Genomic DNA, 19,062 nt, shown 5'->3' with positions numbered 1-19,062 from the left:
GCGGCTAAAACCGTGTCAATTAAAAGAATTTGCGCCAAGCAAGAAAGCCGCTTCAACCGAATAAATGCGCCCGACGCGTCGATTACTACCGGTCGGCCCCACGTGTGTCCAAGTTAATTTTGAGCTAGAAATTTGCGGTATTTTTCCGGGTCTACGCGGAAGGCGACGATCGGAGAATTTGCGTCGTTTAGAGCGTGTTCCGCAGCCTGCTCCGATTCTGCAATCAACCTGTCGCATGAAATCAGGCGAAGCGAACGCGCTGAAATACCGATCGCAGGCATCATATTTAATCCTTCGCTGCGTAAGACAGTGATAAGCTCGCCATGAAAATTTTCGGCTATACCCAAAGCGGTGTCGAGGTTTATCGCAGGTCTTATTACGGCAAAGCCGTCCTTGCCGAATTCAAAAATCATATCTACAAAACTGAAATATTCTTTAATTACAGGAACGACTTTTTTTATGCGTTCGTCGGAAATTTCAAGTCCCGGAATCCGTATTATTAAAAACGAAAGATCCTGTTCGACGGACGCCGCTCTTACCAATTCATTTTCAAGCCGTATTTTTAAATATGCCTCTCTGCAAAATCCCGTCAACGGAGAAAAAAGCTCTTCGTCCTTGTGCGGCTCAATATTTGAGGACTGCTCTTGATCCGACTGGGGTGTATTTACGGGAATGTCGTCGATCCATTCGGATTCGATTATTTTTTCGCCGTCTTTTTCTTCACCGGTTTTTTCACTCATTTCCGCTGCGGTTGAGAGTTCGCCGGCACCCATGTCTTCAGCGCCCGTGTTTTCATCACATGCTTTTTCAGCGTCGCAATTTTCATTCGCCTTGCTTTCTTCCAAGTCTTCCTCCGCCGAGGCTTCGCTGTTTTCAATGCCTTCGGCATCTTCGCTTTCCGGCGAATAATCTTCTCCGATCGTAAAATCTTCCATGCCTAAATCAAAAGCGCCGCCGGCCGTGTCGCCCGTAACGTTTAAATTGTTTCCTGCCGTACCGGCGGCTTCAGGCGTTTTTTCAGAAAGATATACGTATAAAAGCATTATAGCGGTAATAAGCGTCCCCAGCAGTATTATAAAAAAGGCGATGCGGGTGTTGTCAAATATCGAATAGGGCGTAAGAAGATACAAAGTTTCGGTAAGGACGATAGTCCCTTCGGGTGCTTCTATATGCGTAGTAAAAGTTTTTACAAGAGGGGAATCGGCGCCCGTTTGATTCGGAGGAAACTCGTACAGCGTTTTGCCGTTATATTCCAGCCGGACGGAAAAAAGGTTTGCAGCTTTTGAAACTTCGTTTACAAAATACGGTATGAATTTTTCCGAAAGAACGGGAGTCTCTGAAATAATATCCGATGTCTTTTTCGATAGATATAAAAAATTCTCGGAAGAATCTTTTATGCCTTTTCGATAATCTTTTACAGTGCTTACGATAAGATTTGCGACAGTCAGCAAAAACATGACTGAAATAATGCCTGAAACGATACCGATCTTTTTGGATTTCATATCTTATAATTATAACGTAAGAGAGAGGTCTGTGCAAGTTTTAGCAGTTCGTCGAATTCTTTGTCTTTTAATTCAGGATTTTTTCGCAAAAAGGCGATAAATGGCAAAAAAGCGAAGAAATTCGATCGGTCGCTTAAGTGCTTCATAAAAACCGAAAAATCAAAATTTTGAGGATTTTCAATCATTTGCGCCCTGTCGCCTTTTGCGCCGCTTGCGTTACTTGTGCCGCAGTGACACGTGCCGCCGCTCTTTTTCAACTTTTCCTTCCATACCTCGAACGTGTTTTTATATGAATTTAGTATTTGAGTCGTGCGGCTTTCAGGGTCCTTTGCATTTTCCAAGAGCGGAGTGCGGAACATCAATGCGCAGTATCTTTGTTCGGCGGGGCAAAGCCTGTATGACTGGGAATAAAACTGGCTTTCAAGATAAGTACCCTTGGCGTAAGGCTTTCCCGAAATGTATGCGAAATCCGCTCCGAACATTTTAATGTTTGAAAAACCCGCTTTTGCGGCGAAATCCGCCGCAGCTATCGTTACCGTTCCCGCTCCAGTTTCCAAGCTCATAAAATCTTTTTCGACCGACAGCATGGGATGTCCCGTCCTGACAAACAGGATTTTGTTTTTTAGAGCGTGAACGCGGCGAACGGCGCACGGAGATGCGCAAACGTCAAAGATAAACAGGATGTCTTCGGGTATTTCAAGCATAAAATGCGTGTGCGAAATAAATTGGCCGTCTATGGAAACGACAGCGTCGGGTTTTATCTTATGTTTTAAAAGCGTCCCCAAGGCGGTGTCGGTTGAAATTATATAATAGCTTTCTCTTTCGTTTTTTAATTTTTTTACTGAATCGTCAAGACTCGGACCTGCGGCAATGACGGCGGCGGTCTTTTCTACGGGAAAAACCATTTTTTTATTTATGCGACCGTCTTTGTTTTTTAAAGCCTTACTTAAAAATATCAGGTTCCGCACAATATTATATTGCCATATTTTACCGAAGTGGCTTTGTACCGAATAATCCGCAGATATTGCGGAAAGTTCTTTTTTCAACTCCGATATTATGGTTTTTTCTTTTTTTTCGGCGGCGGAAGCCCACGCTCTGTGTACCAGAATATTAAGATCCTTGTGCAAAGCGGGAACATACAGAGTCTTTAGAAGTTGAGCGGCTTCGTTTCCGTTTTCCGCAGCACAAAATATTACGTTCTTGTTTTTCATCAGATCCCGAACGCATGGAATTTTTGATATGAATGAAATGTCTTTTTCGGAATTTTCCACCGCTATTATCTTTATGTCAGGAAAACGTTCTAGCGTTGCCCGTATGTGATACCCTCCGCCTATCCCTAGGATGACGGCGAAGGAGGATTTTTCGGGAAGCTGCGCGGCAAAAGAAAGCGCTTCAGCTTCGGGATCGTATTTTGAATGCATAGGTCTTCCGCCAAAAAATACGGGTACGGGCGAGGAATTTTTTGACTCTATTATTTTTTCATACAACATGTTCATTTAAAATCCGCCGTAAAGAAGCCGTTAAGTCTTTATTTTGGGTTACGAGGATCCGTCTGAAGCGTTCCTTGTCTTCTTGTAAAATGCTTCGTTTAAAGCATATGTAGTCCGCCGGAAAAGCGTTTTTAAGCCATTCATCGGTTTTATCGATTGAAAGTATAAGATCTTCGATTTTCTTTATTCGCGTTTGTTTTTTTTCATGAACGGAAGTTTCTGAAAAAGACGGAAGAGATACGTTTTTATCGGGAGAAAAATCGGCCCAATCCGAATCTTCCATATTTCCGAGTTTGTTTGAATATTTGAAATTGCAGCTTATCCGTCTTACGCGTTTGTAAAATTCTTTTTTTTGATTTGAAAACCAGTTGCGGTATATTTCCATCACAGGCGAATAAAATTCCGTTTTTGTGATTCGGCTTAAAAGAGGGCCGAGACGATCGCATGTATTTTTATATTCGTTCTCAAGTGCATTCGGTTGAATGTGCTGAAATCCTTTCGTCTGAGCCATGTCCAATCCGCAAAAATAAACGTTCCCGGACGTTATCGAAAGCGCAAATTGCACCGCCGTACCGCTGACTGTTCCGTTTCTGGCGGCAGGCGACGCTTTTATGCCGAACGCGTCAAAAAAAAGTTTTTCAGGAAAATCACCGTAACTTAAAGGAATTACGGGAAATGTTGTCAAAATTTTTGAGGGGCAGCAGGATTCGCAGCTTAAAGCCAGAGGAATATTATTTTTTTCGCAGCGCTCTAGAATTTCAAGGTGTTTTTTTGCGTAGTATCCTCCGTCGGTCGAAATGCACATATCGGGAATTAAGCCGTGGTAGAGCAGGGCTTCTATCGACGAAGAAAGCGCAATAATAAAGATACGGTTTCTGTATTTTTTTAAATACGGGATTGAATTTTTAAGGCTGGGTCCCGACGCCGTGATAAATACCTGAGAATTCCCTGTGCGGATATTTTGCGCTTCGACGATCTTATTGATTTCAAGGAAAAAACGGCACGAGTTTCTAAGCCATCTTTTTGCAAAATAGGAGCGTGTAGCAAGAACCGCCCTGCTTTTTTCTACGGCGGCCTTTATTTCAAGCCATGCGAGGGTGTTTTGCTTTTCGAAAGCTTTTGAAGACGGCTGCCATGCAGCGAAAAAACAGTTTAAAACTCCTTCTTCGCCCAAAAAATCGAAAATTTCATTTTCAAGCGATTTTGCAGGATCGAAGTAAAAAACCTTGTCCCAGTTTTTATCCTTGTTTTTAAAATAGCTGCAGTAGCGGACGGCAAGAAATTTTGTAAGCGGGAATCTTAAGCGGAGTTTTTCAAGACAGTAAGAAAGAGCCGGTTCCGTTATAAGTATGTGAGAAGGAGAGAAGGGAATTTCCAAGTTTTCTGCAAAGCGGTCGGCTTCCTTTTGCGGATCATAGGACGAATGTATGTTTATTCCGCCTACGGAACAGGTTTCGTTGCCGTTTTTTGCACGGAAAAAAGAAATCTCCATAAAGAGCTTCCTCTTTTCAGCCTGTGAGTAAAAAATTGTGAGTTTCTGCCGGGTTTTTAGAGATTCCTACGGAAAGCAAAAGAACTTTGGACGCCGCTTTTTCACCTAGTATGACTTTAAAAGCCTTTGAAATGTGCGTTTGCAAAAGCAATGGATCAGGCTCCTCGTCAAAAAACATCGCAGCCTTTATTTCATCGTTTTGTCCTTTAAAACACATGTGGTCGCTTGAAAACGAATCCCTTAGTATCTGGAAAAGCTCCTTATATACGGTTTTTTCAAGTATTGTGTTTACATCGTCATCGTAAAGGCCGGGGGCGGCAAGGCTTTCTTTTATAGCCGCTTTTAAAGAAATAAGGAAAAGATGAGCGGGTTTTGAAGGAGTATTTACCGGCGACGCGGCCGTCGGCCCGACATCGCCGTCTTCCGTGTTAATGGAAACGGGAAAAGGCAGGACGGTTTCTTTTGAATCGAAAGAAAAGATCATGATCACGGGAGACTCGTCGTCGTTTTTAAGTTTCAAAAAATCTATGCGCTTTACGGATTCTTTATAATCCTCCGAAAGAAGCTGATAAAACGGTTCGGCCGGCTTTGTTCCTGTAATGACGGACTGCCAGCCGTCTTTTTGCAAAAAAGTTCCGTAAAAAAAATCGCGGCTTGAAACCGACGAACAGACAGTCTTCGCGTCGATTCCTGCGGCGTCCGTCATCACGTATTTTTTTTCATGAGGTTTAAAAATCGCCGCATGCTCAAAATTATTTTGCTTCGCCCATCGATAAAAATCGGAAGGAGAAGCGGATTTTTCAATCTTGGAAAGCAGCCCGTCGCTTTGTCCTGTCTCTGCCGTCCGAAAAGAAAGCAGCGCTTCCTTTAACAATCCCATTTAGGCTAATCCGAGCTCTGTAAACAGCTTTTTATAAGTGACGAATTGTTCCGACCGCGCGAATTCCGAAATTTTTTCGTCCGGAAGGTTTTCCAAAAGCTGATCCATGTATGAAAGAACGGCCTTAATGTCTTTTGTAAGGTCTTTGGGCATCCCCGTAGAAGATTCTGCATCCGCGTCGTTTGAAAACGGAATCTGTTTTGCAGCCTCTTCAAGGGTTTCGATTTCCTGTTCGGAATCTTTATTAAGATAATTTAAAGTATCTTCCGTGAGCGCGTCTGCGATAGGAGGATCTTTAGGATATAATTCGTCCAAAGTATTTAAATCCGCATCCTCTTGTCCGCCGCTTTCCTGAGCAGTCTGTACGTCTTCAAAAAAATCTTCCATCGGCGGCAGTTCCTCCGAAGCCTCGTCTTTTTCAGCTTGAGGCGGCTCGGAATTATCGGTGTTATCAAGCGCCGTCATGGACGAAGGTTCTCCATTATCGTCGAGTGTCGCAGATAGATCTTCCGCACTCTCGTCGAGTTCCGCGGCAGATAAATCCTCCGCGCTATCAAGTTCCGCGGATGAATCTTCCACCGTATCGTCAATTTCCGCGTCTGAGTCCGACGAGCCCGCCGAATCGATAAGATCTACGGACGAAGACTCGACCAATACGTCTTCTATTTTGGGCACGGACATCTCTTCAGGGATAATTTCCGAGTCTTCTTCGCCTTCGCCAGGTTTTAAGTCTTCTGTGGAAGGCTCTTCCAAATGTTCGCCGTCGAAATCTACTGAACTATCGTCGTCCATGGGAACGGGAATCGGGGCAATATCGTCCGCACTTTCCGTTGCGGGAACAGCGTCAAAGGCCGCAACGTCTTCATTCGGAGTCTGCGCCGCATTCTGTTCTTCCGTAAAATCGGCGTTGTTCATTATGTTTTTAAGTTCGTCCCCCGACAGCGATATGGTTTCGTCTTCGTCGATGTCGCTGAAAAATCCGCCTTTTTTATCGTCCGGAGCGGATGCGTTTTCAGTTTTTACATTGCCGCTTTTAAATTCGGCAAAATCGCTTTTAAGCGAGGAAATTTCATTTTGAAGCGATAAAAGTTCTTTTTGAATCTGTTCGAGTATCGCGTTGCTGCGGTTTATTATTTCATCTTTTGCGTCGACCGAAAATTTTGGATCATCGGACAGCGGGGCAGCGTAAGACTGATCTTCTTTTACATCCTGGTCAAGCACTTCGTCGGTAAAAGATGCCGTCTCTTCATCGAATATGTCGGGAACGAAGGTATTCCGTTCCGCCGAAATATCTTCGCCTTCTTCATCCGGTTTTTCGGATTCGTTTTTTGCCTCACCGTGAATTTCAGGATTTTCAGCCGAATCTGTGCTAATCGTAGAAACCGTATCTTCATCTGATTCCAGTATGTCATTTCCCCATGAAATTTCATCCGTCGTATCGGCATTTTCGGCTATGTTTTCGTCTATATCGATCGTTTCGGGTTTGTCGGACGCATTGTCGTCTTTTTCGTCGAAATCCATATCTGCAAAGAAATCCTCGTCGGCCGACGGTTCGTTCTTTGCTTCTTCTTTTACTTCGTCTGTCAGCTCTATGTCGTCAAAGGTGGGAAGAGGATTTGCGGCGGAATTTTCCTGAATCATGTCGTCTATGTCGGGTAATTCGTATTCGTTCTGAGTTTCGCCTTTTTGTTTATCTTCTTGAGCGCCCTCATCGTCAAATGAAATATCGAATGGATCGCCGTCTGAAATATCTTTAGTGTCCTCTAAAGACTGATCGAAAATATCATCGGCATCGGCGTCTTTGTTTGCGTCGTCTAGGGGTTTACCGCTTTCAATAGAATCCGTTTCTGTTATATTGTCCGTTATGTTGAGCAGTTCTTCGCTTGTGAGAGAAGTTTCTCCTGCGGCAAAGTTGTCTTTTGAAGCGGAATTATCGGCTTTGTCGTCAATCGAGGAAAAGTCCGGCAAGTCTGCGGTTATGTCAAAAGAATCTTCCGCCGTCATGTCCGACGTACTGTCTTCCGATGGAATGTCTTTTGGGCTCTTTTTTACCCATACTCCGTAGTTGTCAAGAGCATTTTTGTTATCGGAATCTATCATGCAATCCCCTCTTTATACTTTCCTTGTTACCGCAAGGCAATAGATTTTGCGTAAACATATGAGAGAGCGTATCTTGCAGCTGATTTTACGATCTACTCAAATGCCGTTACCTTATGAATATCGGTACATTTTAATCAAAACTGAAATATTTTATCACAGTATACCATATAATATAGCACATAACTTTAAAATAATAATCCAGAAAAATAGAATTTGTGTCGATATGAATACATATAATGAAATGTTTTTCTTTTTTGATCGCCGCTTTTTTCGGAGTTCTCTCCTATGTAGTTCTTTCTCTCACCGTTGGACAAAACGGGCTGTGGTCTGAAAAACAGTTAAACGAACAAAAACGCCTTTTAAGCCTTCACACTGCAGGAATTCAAAAAATAAACGACGAATTGACGCTCGAATATACCGCCCTTCAAAAGGATCCCGATGTGATCGCCGCTTATGCAAAAAAACTTGGCTATGTGGGTGAAAATGAAAAACTTGTAAAAATAACGGGACTTCACGCCGCTCCCGTAACATTGTATAATACGGGAACCGTTTTAAAAAGGCAGCCGGTTCTTTATATTTCGGAATGGGTATGTAAAGCGTTCGCTCTGACGGTGTTTTTTATCGCTTTGAGCATTCTGTTTTTAACCGATTACAGCCGTAAGCTCGATACAAGACACGGAAACAACGGTAAAAAAATAAGGGGAATTCCCATATATGATCTGCCGCAAGTCTGATGAGGATTCTGCGTTAAAGGCATCTTCTCTGTTACGTAAAGGAAAAATAGTGATATTGCCTACGGACACTGTTTACGGTTTTTCAGGGATTGCGGACGGACATGGAGATGGAACCGCGTTTAAAACAGCCGATCTTATCCGCCGTATAAAGGGCCGCGGCGAAGCTAAGCCGATGATAGAGCTTATCGCTCGTCCCCAAGACATATACAAGTACACGGATACCGAGATTCCTTTAAAACTTTTGGAAAAATGGCCCGGCGCGCTGACCTTGATCGTAAAAAACAAAAATTCCGATAAAACTACCGCTTTCCGCTGTCCCGGAGACGCATGGCTTCGTAAGGTCATAGAGTCTTGCGGTTTTCCGATATATTCGACAAGCGTAAACAGAAGCGGCCGCCCCGTGCTGCATAAGATAAGTGAGATATGTGAAGAATTTGAAAAATATTGCGATTTGATTGTCGATGCGGGCGATACCGAAGATTCTATTCCGTCGACTATAGTGAGTTTGGTTCAGCCGCACATAAAGATCGTAAGGCAGGGCGAAGTTAAGGTAGAGCTTTAGCGCCGTGCCGGACGGTATGTAATGACGCGATCACAGAATTCAATACCCGACGCCGCTTGAAGCTTCACTTTGCATCTGCGGAAAGGTTCTTGATTATTTTCTTGTCCACGTAACTTCCGCCGTTCCCTGTGCGGCCCCTGTCGGCGCGTTTTTATCTTCGACAAGAGTCTTTTTGCTTCCCTGCATGGTGTTTAAGTCCGTAAGAGTAAGCAGCCATTCGAGAGGCGCCGCCGTAGGAGCGTTTTCAAGGGCGGTTTTTCTCGGAAGCTCGGGAAAAAACGAGGCGTTTGATTTTCCTGCCTGAGTGATGCTCACTACCGAAGATCCGTCGGCATTTTCCTGTACGGAAACCAGTATATTCATAGTGGCGCCGTTTTTGTAAATTATAAAGCCGCGGCCGCCGCGCAATATGACGATTTTATCTATGAAATTTTCTCCCTGCCACGTTCCTGCAATGGATTCCGTAGTCGCCTGAAGCGCGGCGGCCGATTTTTGCGGCTTGGATTGCTGTTGTTCCGGAAAATCGGACGGCTGTTCTGTGTGATCCATGTGATCCATGTAGTCGCGGAGCGTTTCTTCTATTGCGCTTTTCGCTTCGGTGAGTATTTTGTAGTACGATGTGTATTCTTTTTTTAACACGGACTTTCTGGACGAATCTTGCGATTGCGCGTGCAGTATGCTTTTCCAGTTGCCGTTCCCCGACGTTTCTATCTCTACAAAAAAAATAACGGAATCCGTGCTTGTCGCCGACGGTTCTTTTAAAACGATAAAGGCCTCGCTTCCCTCCGTGGTAAAAAATGCGTCCGCGCTTTTGTCTTTGACGGTGACGAAATTCATCTCTTTTAGCTGAGCAAAATATAAATTCCGCGTCATGTCTATCATGTTTTTATCGCCCGAAGACGAATACACTCCGTAAAAATCGACGTTTAGCTGTTGGAATTCCGCCTGCGCGTTTACGAAGTTTACGCATAAAAGAGAAAAGCATAAAACAAAAAAACTAAAAAAACGCTTCATCTCTGATTTTGCCTTAATTCCCTTTGCAAGTCGCGCTTGACATCGCGCGCTTTTATATCAGCCCTTTTGTCAAACAGTTTTTTGCCCTTGCAAAGACCGAGCGTTATCTTTACTCGTCCTTTTTTAAGATAAAAATCCAGAGGAACGAGAGTATATCCTTTTTCGTCCGTTTTGCGGAGCAGTCGCTTTATCTCTTCCCTGTGCAAAAGGAGTTTTTTCGGTCTGTCCGGGTTATGGTTGAACACGGATGAAAACGAATATTCTGAAATATGCAAACCTTTTACCCAAACTTCCATGTTTATAATTTCGGCAAAAGCGTCGGGAAATGAAATATTTCCCGCTTTTACGGACTTTACTTCGGTTCCTTCCAAAACTATACCGCATTCAATTGATTCTTCAATACTGTAGTTAAATCGGGCTTTTTTATTTACAGCTATAAGTTTTCGTTCTTCGCTCATCACATATAATATACGTTATAGCCGATCTGTTTTCAACTTGTGATTGCTTCAGTATTTGCATTGTGATATTCTGATTTTATGAAGAAAAACGATCTTTATGAACTTTCATATGAATTAAAGCGGCAGCTTCACCTGCGCATTATCGTAAGCGTCTCATCTTTTGTATTCCTTTGCGTTTTTATAACGCTCATATTGAACTTTTTCGTTTTTCCCGTAAGACAAAAATCCGTCTCTATGGAACCGTCCGTTTCTCCAGGCGCGTGTATAATGATAAGCCGGTTATATAATGAAATTAAACGCGGGGAGCTTATTCTTGTTCAGCCGAAAAGAGCGGTAAAGATACCGTTTGCATTGAGAGCGCTGGATTATGTAGCCGCTTTTTTTACCGGTCAGCAGGTTTTTCCGTTTTCAAAGGCGAGGGGTGCGGAAACGCCTCTTTTGCGGCGCGCGGTCGGGCTTCCCGGCGATACGATATACATGAAGGATTATGTGCTTTACATAAAGCCCGCAGGGCAGCAATATTTTCTTACGGAATTCGAATATATGAAAACTCCGTATCAGGTTTCCATCGATCCTTTAAATTCCGAGTGGGATTCAACTCTGGGCTCCATAGGTAACTTTGATCCTGTTTTTTTGGACAAAGACGAATACTTTGTCTTAGGCGACAACAGAACCTGCTCTTTGGATTCGAGACTTTGGGAAAGTTTAAGCCGCCGTTCGATCGTCGGCAAGGGATTGTTTCAATATTTCCCGTTGAGCGGTATGCGAATATTCTGATCCGCCCTTATGTCCGGTTCCGTTTCGCTTTACATACATATCCCGTTTTGTAAAAAAAAATGCGGTTATTGTGATTTTTTCAGCGTAGAATGCGCTTTAAATAAAATTCCCGACGAGTATATAAGAGCTGTAATTTTTGAAGCGGAGTTTTATGCAAAAAAATACGGCGTGGACAGTTGGCGTACGGTCTACATAGGCGGCGGAACTCCTAGTCTCATGACTTCGTCGCAGATTTTGTCGCTTTTAAAAGGAATTTCGCGTACGACGCCTTTTTCCGCCGGATGTGAGATAACCGTTGAGATGAATCCCGACGATGTTTCACCCGATCTTCTTTTTGCGGCCGAAGACGCCGGTGTGAACAGGCTTTCAGTAGGAATACAGACCTTTGACGATGAAATTCTTAAAGGCTTGGGGCGCCGCTGTACGAAAGATATAAACCTTGCCGCCTTGAACCTCATACAAAGAAAATGGAAACGCCGTTTTTCTGCGGATCTGATCGCGGGTTTTCCGCAGGAAAGCAAAAAGCAGCTTAAACAAAATATTTCGACTTTGATGTCTTTTTGTCCCGATCATATTTCCCTTTATGCGCTGAGCGTAGAAAAAAAAACTCCCTTGGGTAAAGAAATTCTTTCGGGACGTATGCCGTACGATTACGGCGCCGCGGATTCATGCTGGATATGCGGCAGAAATTTTCTTGAAAAAAACGGATACCCGCAGTATGAGGTTTCAAATTTTTCAAAGCCGGAATTTGAAAGCGCTCACAATAAGGTTTATTGGCGTCTTGAAAATTACGTAGGCGTGGGGGCGGGGGCGAGCGGCGCCGTGTATTCCTGCCGGAATTCATCAGAAGAGGGCGTGCGCTGGACAAATACGGCCGATATCGGTCGGTATATTTCTTTTTGGAACGAGGCTGGCGTTTCAAATTTTTTTCGCTGTGAAAACTTATTAAAATCCGCACGGAATACGGAAATTCTTGACCTGAAAACGCAGGAATTTGAGTTTTTGATGATGGGGCTGAGGCTTAGAGAGGGAATTAATTCTTCAGTATACAAAAAACGCTTCGGCGGCGACTTGGGTATAAGGCTTGGCGATTTTGACGGCGGATGTTTTTACCGTTGGGAAAAGAAAAAACTCGCCTTACGCCGTACGGGCGACTACTTTAATCCCGGAATAAATTACGCGCTTAGCTCTGAAGGTCTTTTGTTTCTAAATTCGTTTTTGGAATCACTATTGTAAAGATTGTTCCGCCGCCCTTGTTTTCTTCGACATTGATCTTCCAGCCGTGTGCGTCCGCGATATTTTTGACTACGGAAAGCCCTATGCCCATGCCTTCTTCACGTCTGGAATTGCTCGCTTTGTAAAACAGGTCGAATATGCGTTCCCTCTCCGATTTGTCGATACCGATTCCCGTGTCGGAAATGGAAATTCTTACGTCATTTTTATCTTCTTCGGCCGCTATTGATATGAGGTCTCCGTCTCGGCTATAGCGCAAAGCGTTAGAGTATATGTTTTCAAGAGCGCGCAATAAAAGCTGTTTGTTGAACGGAAGCGACAATGTCTTAGATACGTTTATTGAAGACGATATGCTGCGTTTGAAAACCTTACCGGTCATAACCGCGCTTTCTGTAAATTCTTTTAAAACCGGCTCTATGAGCTGATTGGAAAGCGTTTCTTTCAGATCGCTGTTATTCAGTTTTACGTAATTTATAAGCGTTTCGATCATGGTTTCAAGCTGATCGGTTTTCGCTCCTATTATATCGAGCGCATTTTTTATCATTTCAGGATCGTCGGCTATGCCGTCGGCTATCGCTTCCGTATACCCCTTTATTACCGCTACAGGAGTGCGCAAGTCGTGGCTTATGCCCATGATAAACCTTGTGCGGCGTTCCTGACTTTCTTTTAAAATCCTTCGCATCTTGTCGAGGTTTTCTGTGAGCGACGTTATCTCGTTGCTGTACTTCGCGTTTACGTCGACGTGCAGTTCTACGTCAAGTTCTCCGTCCGCGATCCGCCTTGTGTTTTCGCCTAAAATGCTGATAGAACGCGAAATTGTGTTTGAAATTTTTACGATAAAGACGACGGTAAACAATTCGGTTACGAGCAGCGTAAAGAGCATACCCATCATTATCTGAATATGCGGGATTTTTTTAGGCGCGTCTTTACGGGGAATTCTTCTTATGATCAGAATATCCGCCGAATCCTCTTCAAGAGCAGCCGCTACAAACTGATAAAAATATTTTTTACTGTTGATTTCAAGCGTCGTAAAAAGAACACTGTCGTCGATTTCTCCGCCTGTTTTTAATTCGGGAATATTCGAAAGCAATACGTACCTGTGATTCATAATTATGGCGGATTCGATATTGGGCGGCATCTGCTTTATTATTTCCCTAAGAGTATTCCAATCATTTTTTGAAATAAAAGAATCCCATATTTTATGCGTTTTACCGTAATCCCTGAGCAAAGCGTGCTTGGGATCCGTAAAATAATAATAAACCGGCAGAGCGACGGCGCACAAAAGAGGAATTATTATGCTTCCCGCAATAAAAAGCTTAAATTGATTTTTTAACTTCATTTGTCCGGATCTTCAAATCTGTATCCCTGTCCGAATACCGTCTTAATATAGACAGGATCGGCGGGATTTTTTTCTATTTTTTTGCGAAGCCTTTGTACGTATACGGCCACGGCGGTAAGGTCTCCGTACCGGTTTTTCCAAACGTCCTTATAGATCGTCTCGGGCGAAAGGGTTTGCCCTTTGTGTTTGAGTATGTACTCGAGCATTTCATATTCCTTTGTTGAAAGAGGAATCTTTACGGCGCCCTGCTTAAGCACGCAGCTGTTTAAAAGAACCGTGAAATTTCCGAATTTTATACATTCTTCCGCCGCAGCCGCGGTTTCGGCTTTGCGTCTAAGACTGCTTTCCACTCTGGCTACCAAAACCCGCGGAGAAAAAGGTTTGGTCACAAATTCGTCCGCTCCTATACCAAGTCCGTTTATGATGTCTTCGTCCGAATCCCGCGCCGAAACTATTATGACGGGCACGGATGCTCCGTATTTTTTTCTGAACCTTTCAAGAAAGTCGAATCCGCTCATCCCCGGCAAATTCAAATCCAAAAGCAGAAGGTCGGGGTGAATCGTATCTAAAATTTCAAGCGCCTTTTCCGCAGTTCCCGCAGACGTAACCTTCATATTGGATTTTTTCAAATACATCGAAATAAGATCTGCCATTTCGGGAACGTCTTCTATGACAAGGATATGCGGATCCATATTAACACCTCTTTTAAGGGAACACTGATTAAATGCGCTCCTCGCTTTAATCGGCGCTTCCTTAATACGATACAAAAGCTGTTTGAAAAAGACAATAGGGAACATTGCTGCAATAACGTTGTTTTTACAGCCGTCTTTTCGGGTTTTTATATATTGCGGCGGTATCACATATATTCTTTTGCTAAACAGACGTTCGGGTTTTTCCGATACTCATAATGGGTAGTTTAAAATCGGCGAGAGCCGTATTTAATACTTTAGGAGATCGGTTTTTGCATCTGTAATTGCAGGCTGTGAATAACTTTCCGGCTTTCTACTTGACGCTTGAGGTGTAAGCGTAGAAAATAACATTATGATCAAGGTCACGCGGCTGGACGGCAAGACTTACTGGATAAATCCTCATCTGATTGAAAGTATGGAACAGACCCCTGATCTTACGCTTGTCATGCTTTCGGGAAGAAAGATAATTCTTAGGGACGCGCCTGAAAAAGTTATTTCAAGTATAATAGATTACCGTAAAAAAATCGGTATAAATACACAAGAGGAATAAGATGGATGTAGCAACCATAATAGGTATTGTCGGCGGCGGCGCCATGATAATCATGTCGGTCATGACGTCCGGAGGAACGCTCGGAGGGATAATCGATATTCCGTCGGTGTTTATGACAATCGGAGGATCGTACTTTGCACTGTACATAGGATTCCCTCTGAGTAAGACGCTGGGGCTTTTTAAGATCATGGGAAGGGCTTTTAAAGTTCCCGATTTCGGCGAAAAACAAATAGTCCAAAACCTTGTAGCCCTTTCCGAAAAGGCAAGGCGGGAAGGAATTCTTGCGCTTGAAGACGGGCTTGACGACATTGAAGACGCGTTTATGCGTACGGGACTGCGTCTTGTAGTAGACGGCACGGACGGAGCTATAATTCGTTCGATACTTGAAAATGAAATGAATCAGGTAGAAGGCCGCCATATGGCGTGGATAACCGTAATAAACCAATGGGCGGGTTTCGCTCCCGGTTTCGGTATGATGGGTACCGTCGTAGGTCTTATAGGCTTGAAGACAAATCTTCCTTAGGTCCCAATATGGCTGTCGCCCTTATAACAACCTTGTACGGTTCCATGTTGGCTAACTGGCTTATAACTCCGTTTTCGCAAAAACTTCTTACGCACAACGCAGCTGAAATAAAAACAAAAGAGATGATCATAGAAGGAGTGCTTGCGATTCAGGCGGGCGAAAATCCGCGCATCATGGCGCAAAAACTGCTCACATATCTAGATCCGATTACGCGGAAATCCATAGAAGCCGAAGTGTTAAAGGATTAGTGTTATGGCTAAAAAGTCCAAAGCGCCTGAAAAACCGTCTACCGCGTGGATGGGAACTTACGGTGACATGATCACCTTGATGCTCTGCTTTTTCGTAATGTTGTATAATCCTTCCGAAGTAGACACCACGTCTTTGGCGCAGATGGCGGCTTCGCTGCAGATTACGTCAAGCACTACGGGAGGTATATCGCTTTCCGCCGGTCGGCTTTCGGATCTGGGAAACAATATAAATTCTCTGCCGTCTCTTGAAAAAGGCGTTTCTTTAGGGCTTGCAAAAAAGAAGGCTGTAAGCCTTTTCGCTCCGGACGTAAAATCGAACAGAATAACCATAACGAGCGATGAGAGAGGTCTTGTGATAACGCTCGCTTCCGACGCCTTCTTTAGAGAAGGAAGCGCAGATCTGAATATCGACGAAACGAGAGACACCTTGCTGCGTCTTTCTTCATTCTTTAACGAGCCCGAACTTTCCGGCAGATATTTCCGTATAGAAGGTCACACCGATAATACTCCCGTTCAAAACACAGCCATGTTTCCCAGCAACTGGGAACTTTCTACGGCTCGCGCGGCGAACGTACTCCATTATCTGGCCGATTTCGGCGTAAACGAAAATGCGTTTTCTATCGCCGGCTATGCGGATACGCGGCCGAAATTTTCAAACGACACGCCGGAAGGCCGCGCGTACAATCGCAGGGTGGATATTATTATTCTGGACGAAGGACATTTTTAATGGTAATATATTTCCAAATTGATAAAATAAAAAAAGCGGAGGAAGATGATGGCAGATAACGACGATATTAATTTTGAGGAAGAATCCGGTGCCGCATCGTCCGCTTCCGCTAAAAAAGGCGGCGTAGGGGCTCTTTTACCGTCGCTGCTTAAATGGGTAGCGATCACAATCGGCGCAATACTGATGATAGTCACCGTAGTTATCATTACTATGAAGGTAATGGGGGCTAATACTTCGCCTGTCGCGGCATACCCTGTCAGTGAAGAATACAGCGGACGCAGAGAAATCTACGACTGGTACACTTCGCTCGGAGCTATCAGAACCAAGACCAGCGACGACACTCCTGCGACGGTCACGGTAGATGTTGTTTTAGGCTATAAAAAAGACGATAAGGCCGTTTCTACCGAAATAACTTCACGCAGCATTGAACTTGTGGACTTTTTACGCCGATATTTTACACAGAAGACGGTTGCGGAACTAAAACCTGAAAATGAAGAAAATCTTAGAAGTGAAATCATAAGAGCTGTAAACGAAACCATACTGACGTCTACTAAGATAAGGGACGTTCGTTTTAAGCAGCTCGATGTCATTGAACAGTAGGGCCAGCAGGCAGTTTAAAAAAGGTGGAAGTGCATGAACGAAGTTCTGTCACAGGATGAGATAGACCAACTTTTAACGGCTATAAGCTCCGGTGAAACCGATACGGATGATTTTAAACCCGTAAGCGATACCCGTAAAATAAAATTATACGATTTCAAGAGGCCGGACAAATTCTCAAAAGAGCAGATAAGAACGGTATCTATCATGCACGAAACGTTCGCCCGTCTTACCACGACGAGCCTTTCGGCGCAGCTGAGAAGCCTCGTTCACGTTCACGTAGCATCCGTAGATCAGCTCACCTACGAGGAATTCATACGCTCCATTCCTACGCCTACCACTCTTGCCGTAATAAACATGGATCCTCTCAAAGGTAACGCCGTGCTTGAAATTGACCCTACGATCACATTTTCCATGATAGATCGCCTTTTCGGAGGCAAGGGAGTAACTGCAGGAAATAAAAACCGCGATCTGACGGACATAGAGCAGTCGGTAATGGAAGGCATTATAGTGCGTATTTTGGCCAATATGCGCGAAGCTTGGACACAGGTAATAGACCTAAGGCCAAGACTCGGGCAGATTGAGACTAATCCCCAGTTTGCGCAGATCGTTCCTCCGTCCGAAATGGTCGTTCTCGTCACCCTAGAAACCAAGGTCGGCGAAGAAGAGGGAATGATAAATTTCTGTATTCCGTATTTGACTATTGAACCGATAATTTCAAAACTGTCTTCTCAGTTCTGGTTTTCTTCGGTTAGAAGAAGTTCTACAACTCAATATTTGGGAACGTTAAAAGAAAAACTTTCCGGCGTGGATATGGATATAGTTGCGGAAATAGGTTCCATACAGCTTCCCATACGGGACGTTCTTACGCTGCAAACAGGAGACATTGTCAGACTTGCTAACGTAAGGATAGGCGATCCCATCACGCTTAGCGTTGGAAGCAGACAAAAATTTTACTGCCAGCCCGGAGTGGTCGGCAAAAAGATGGCGGTTCAGATCACCGGAAAAATTGAAGAGACGGATACAGAAGAATTTGAAGAACTTTCCGCAGAAGGAGATGAAACACTATGAGTGATGGCGCTATATCACAGGATGAGATTGATGCCTTGTTATCGGGCGTAAATGTTGGCGGAGGCGGCGGCGCAGTCGACACGGGTGTTTCGGCAGATACGGCTGTGTTAAGCGGTTTCGCGTCCGGTCTTAAGGACAAACTTGCCGCCGATTTGAATACGATGACGGGAGCAAGTTTTTCTGCAGGAAATCCCGTAATTGAATCCGTCGGCAAAGATCAGTTTTTAGCAAAGCTTCCGGAAATGGTAATTGCGGTAACGAACGACTTTTCAAACGCTCTCGTAGGAGAACATTTGTATGTGCTTTCCCATGAATTTGCAAAAAAACTGACAGGTCTTATAAATCATGAACAAAACGTCGAGATTGACGACATGGCTCTCTCGGTAGTTTCGGAGATAGTGTCAAAACACACGGGAAACGAAATAACGGAGCTCGAAAAAACCGGCAGGCTTAAAGGAATAGCGTGCAGCCCCGCCGAAGCTCTTAACGTTCCTAAGGCCGTGGCTCGCATTCCGCAGAATACGTTTACTTTGTTCAGCTATCCGCTTATGCTCGAAGGCCAGGCTTATACCTTGTGGGAAGCCGTAGGTTCCGACGTAGCTTCGGGAATCGCCAACGCGCTTGGAGCCGGAGCGATGTCCGGTATGGGCGGCGTGCTTTCTGCAGCGGATATGGCCGCGATGGGATCGCTCGCGGGAGGAGGCGCAATGCCGCAGATGGGAGGCGGAGTTATTTCTCCCGGTATGAATATTCCTAACGTTCAATCTTTGCAGTTCCCGAGCCTTCAAGGCGGCGCGGGCGCAGTCCAGCAGGGGAATATCGGTCTTATCATGGACGTTTTCATGGAAATGACCGTAGAGCTTGGACGTACGAAAAAACAGATAAAAGATATACTTGTGATGGGCGAAGGTACTATAATCGAATTGGATAAGCTTGCAGGCGAACCTGTAGACATCCTTGTAAATCATAAACCTATAGCAAAGGGCGAAGTCGTAGTTATCGACGAAAACTTCGGCGTTCGTGTAACCGAGATTTTGTCGCCTATGGAGCGCGTGTCTACGCTCAGCTGATATATT

18 protein-coding genes and 1 pseudogene are annotated in these 19,062 nt (G+C 44.3%); 10 read left to right on the top strand and 9 right to left on the bottom strand.

The genetic code is table 11. The features are described 5' to 3' along the window. Positions 1 to 113: 113 nt before the first annotated feature. The 5 genes from HRQ91_RS06425 to HRQ91_RS06405 are packed head-to-tail and all read right to left on the bottom strand — an operon-like array spanning position 114 to position 7,464. Entirely contained in the window at positions 114 to 1,502 is a 1,389-nt protein-coding gene (locus HRQ91_RS06425; RefSeq protein WP_210118807.1) for a nucleotidyl cyclase domain-containing protein, read from the bottom strand. Further along, complete coding sequence (locus HRQ91_RS06420; protein WP_210118806.1) at positions 1,499 to 2,998, bottom strand: 6-hydroxymethylpterin diphosphokinase MptE-like protein; 1,500 nt, start codon at positions 2,996 to 2,998, stop codon at positions 1,499 to 1,501. The genes HRQ91_RS06425 and HRQ91_RS06420 overlap by 4 nt, the downstream gene beginning before the upstream one ends. Continuing rightward, positions 2,982 to 4,484, bottom strand: coding sequence for a 6-hydroxymethylpterin diphosphokinase MptE-like protein (locus HRQ91_RS06415; protein WP_210118805.1), 1,503 nt, complete (start codon positions 4,482 to 4,484; stop codon positions 2,982 to 2,984). Before HRQ91_RS06415 ends, HRQ91_RS06420 begins: the two co-directional genes overlap by 17 nt. A 16-nt stretch (positions 4,485 to 4,500) precedes the next feature. Next, positions 4,501 to 5,364, bottom strand: coding sequence for a hypothetical protein (locus HRQ91_RS06410; RefSeq protein WP_210118804.1), 864 nt, complete (start codon positions 5,362 to 5,364; stop codon positions 4,501 to 4,503). Continuing rightward, entirely contained in the window at positions 5,365 to 7,464 is a 2,100-nt protein-coding gene (locus tag HRQ91_RS06405; protein WP_210118803.1) for a midas domain-containing protein, read from the bottom strand. A gap of 236 nt (positions 7,465 to 7,700) precedes the next feature. On the opposite strand from HRQ91_RS06405, the gene HRQ91_RS06400 reads away from it, so the two are divergent. Both HRQ91_RS06400 and HRQ91_RS06395 read left to right on the top strand, forming a co-directional pair. Then, complete coding sequence (locus tag HRQ91_RS06400) at positions 7,701 to 8,198, top strand: FtsB family cell division protein (RefSeq protein ID WP_210118802.1); 498 nt, start codon at positions 7,701 to 7,703, stop codon at positions 8,196 to 8,198. Beyond that, entirely contained in the window at positions 8,179 to 8,760 is a 582-nt protein-coding gene (locus tag HRQ91_RS06395) for an L-threonylcarbamoyladenylate synthase (RefSeq protein WP_210118801.1), read from the top strand. The genes HRQ91_RS06400 and HRQ91_RS06395 overlap by 20 nt, the downstream gene beginning before the upstream one ends. A 93-nt stretch (positions 8,761 to 8,853) precedes the next feature. Here HRQ91_RS06395 and HRQ91_RS06390 read toward each other — a convergent pair whose 3' ends face one another. Together HRQ91_RS06390 and smpB are read right to left on the bottom strand one after the other, a co-directional pair. Then, a complete protein-coding gene (locus HRQ91_RS06390; RefSeq protein ID WP_210118800.1) occupies positions 8,854 to 9,774 on the bottom strand; it encodes a TP0183 family DNA metabolism protein in 921 nt (306 codons plus the stop codon). Further along, entirely contained in the window at positions 9,771 to 10,232 is a 462-nt protein-coding gene (gene smpB / locus HRQ91_RS06385; protein WP_210118799.1) for an SsrA-binding protein SmpB, read from the bottom strand. The genes HRQ91_RS06390 and smpB overlap by 4 nt, the downstream gene beginning before the upstream one ends. A 78-nt stretch (positions 10,233 to 10,310) precedes the next feature. Between smpB and lepB the strand changes: the two genes are divergently transcribed. Then, positions 10,311 to 11,009, top strand: coding sequence for a signal peptidase I (gene lepB / locus HRQ91_RS06380; RefSeq protein WP_210118798.1), 699 nt, complete (start codon positions 10,311 to 10,313; stop codon positions 11,007 to 11,009). A gap of 9 nt (positions 11,010 to 11,018) precedes the next feature. Further along, positions 11,019 to 12,245 (top strand): radical SAM family heme chaperone HemW, encoded by a 1,227-nt coding sequence (gene hemW / locus HRQ91_RS06375; RefSeq protein ID WP_210118797.1) that lies wholly within the window; start codon positions 11,019 to 11,021, stop codon positions 12,243 to 12,245. On the opposite strand, the gene HRQ91_RS06370 is transcribed toward hemW, so the two are convergent. Both HRQ91_RS06370 and HRQ91_RS06365 read right to left on the bottom strand, forming a co-directional pair. Further along, positions 12,193 to 13,581: a HAMP domain-containing sensor histidine kinase gene (locus tag HRQ91_RS06370; RefSeq protein WP_210118796.1), complete on the bottom strand. Its 1,389-nt coding sequence runs from the start codon at positions 13,579 to 13,581 to the stop codon at positions 12,193 to 12,195. The two genes, hemW and HRQ91_RS06370, sit on opposite strands and share 53 nt — an antisense overlap. Beyond that, on the bottom strand, positions 13,578 to 14,273 hold the full coding sequence (locus HRQ91_RS06365) for a response regulator transcription factor (RefSeq protein ID WP_210118530.1): 696 nt from the start codon (positions 14,271 to 14,273) through the stop codon (positions 13,578 to 13,580). The genes HRQ91_RS06370 and HRQ91_RS06365 overlap by 4 nt, the downstream gene beginning before the upstream one ends. A 349-nt stretch (positions 14,274 to 14,622) precedes the next feature. On the opposite strand from HRQ91_RS06365, the gene HRQ91_RS06360 reads away from it, so the two are divergent. The 6 genes and pseudogenes from HRQ91_RS06360 (at position 14,623) to fliN (ending at position 19,056) form a co-directional block, all read left to right on the top strand. Continuing rightward, positions 14,623 to 14,820 (top strand): flagellar FlbD family protein, encoded by a 198-nt coding sequence (locus HRQ91_RS06360; RefSeq protein WP_210118531.1) that lies wholly within the window; start codon positions 14,623 to 14,625, stop codon positions 14,818 to 14,820. A gap of 1 nt (position 14,821) precedes the next feature. Continuing rightward, positions 14,822 to 15,591: pseudogene (locus HRQ91_RS06355) on the top strand (motility protein A). Positions 15,592 to 15,595: 4 nt separating this feature from the next. Further along, positions 15,596 to 16,318 (top strand): flagellar motor protein MotB, encoded by a 723-nt coding sequence (motB, locus tag HRQ91_RS06350; RefSeq protein ID WP_210118533.1) that lies wholly within the window; start codon positions 15,596 to 15,598, stop codon positions 16,316 to 16,318. Between the two features lie 45 nt (positions 16,319 to 16,363). After that, positions 16,364 to 16,918, top strand: a complete 555-nt coding sequence (locus HRQ91_RS06345) for a flagellar basal body-associated FliL family protein (RefSeq protein ID WP_338064295.1) — start codon at positions 16,364 to 16,366, stop codon at positions 16,916 to 16,918. 33 nt (positions 16,919 to 16,951) lie between these two features. After that, positions 16,952 to 17,986 carry a flagellar motor switch protein FliM gene (fliM, locus tag HRQ91_RS06340; protein ID WP_210118534.1) on the top strand — a complete coding sequence of 345 codons (1,035 nt, stop codon included), beginning with the start codon at positions 16,952 to 16,954 and terminating at the stop codon, positions 17,984 to 17,986. Next, complete coding sequence (fliN, locus tag HRQ91_RS06335; RefSeq protein ID WP_210118535.1) at positions 17,983 to 19,056, top strand: flagellar motor switch protein FliN; 1,074 nt, start codon at positions 17,983 to 17,985, stop codon at positions 19,054 to 19,056. The genes fliM and fliN overlap by 4 nt, the downstream gene beginning before the upstream one ends. Positions 19,057 to 19,062: the final 6 nt, after the last annotated feature.

It is taken from the genome of Treponema parvum (assembly GCF_017893965.1).
GTDB lineage: Bacteria > Spirochaetota > Spirochaetia > Treponematales > Treponemataceae > Treponema_D > Treponema_D parvum.
Note: the sequence above shows the minus strand (reverse complement) of the source record. Positions and strands in the feature narration are given on the sequence as shown.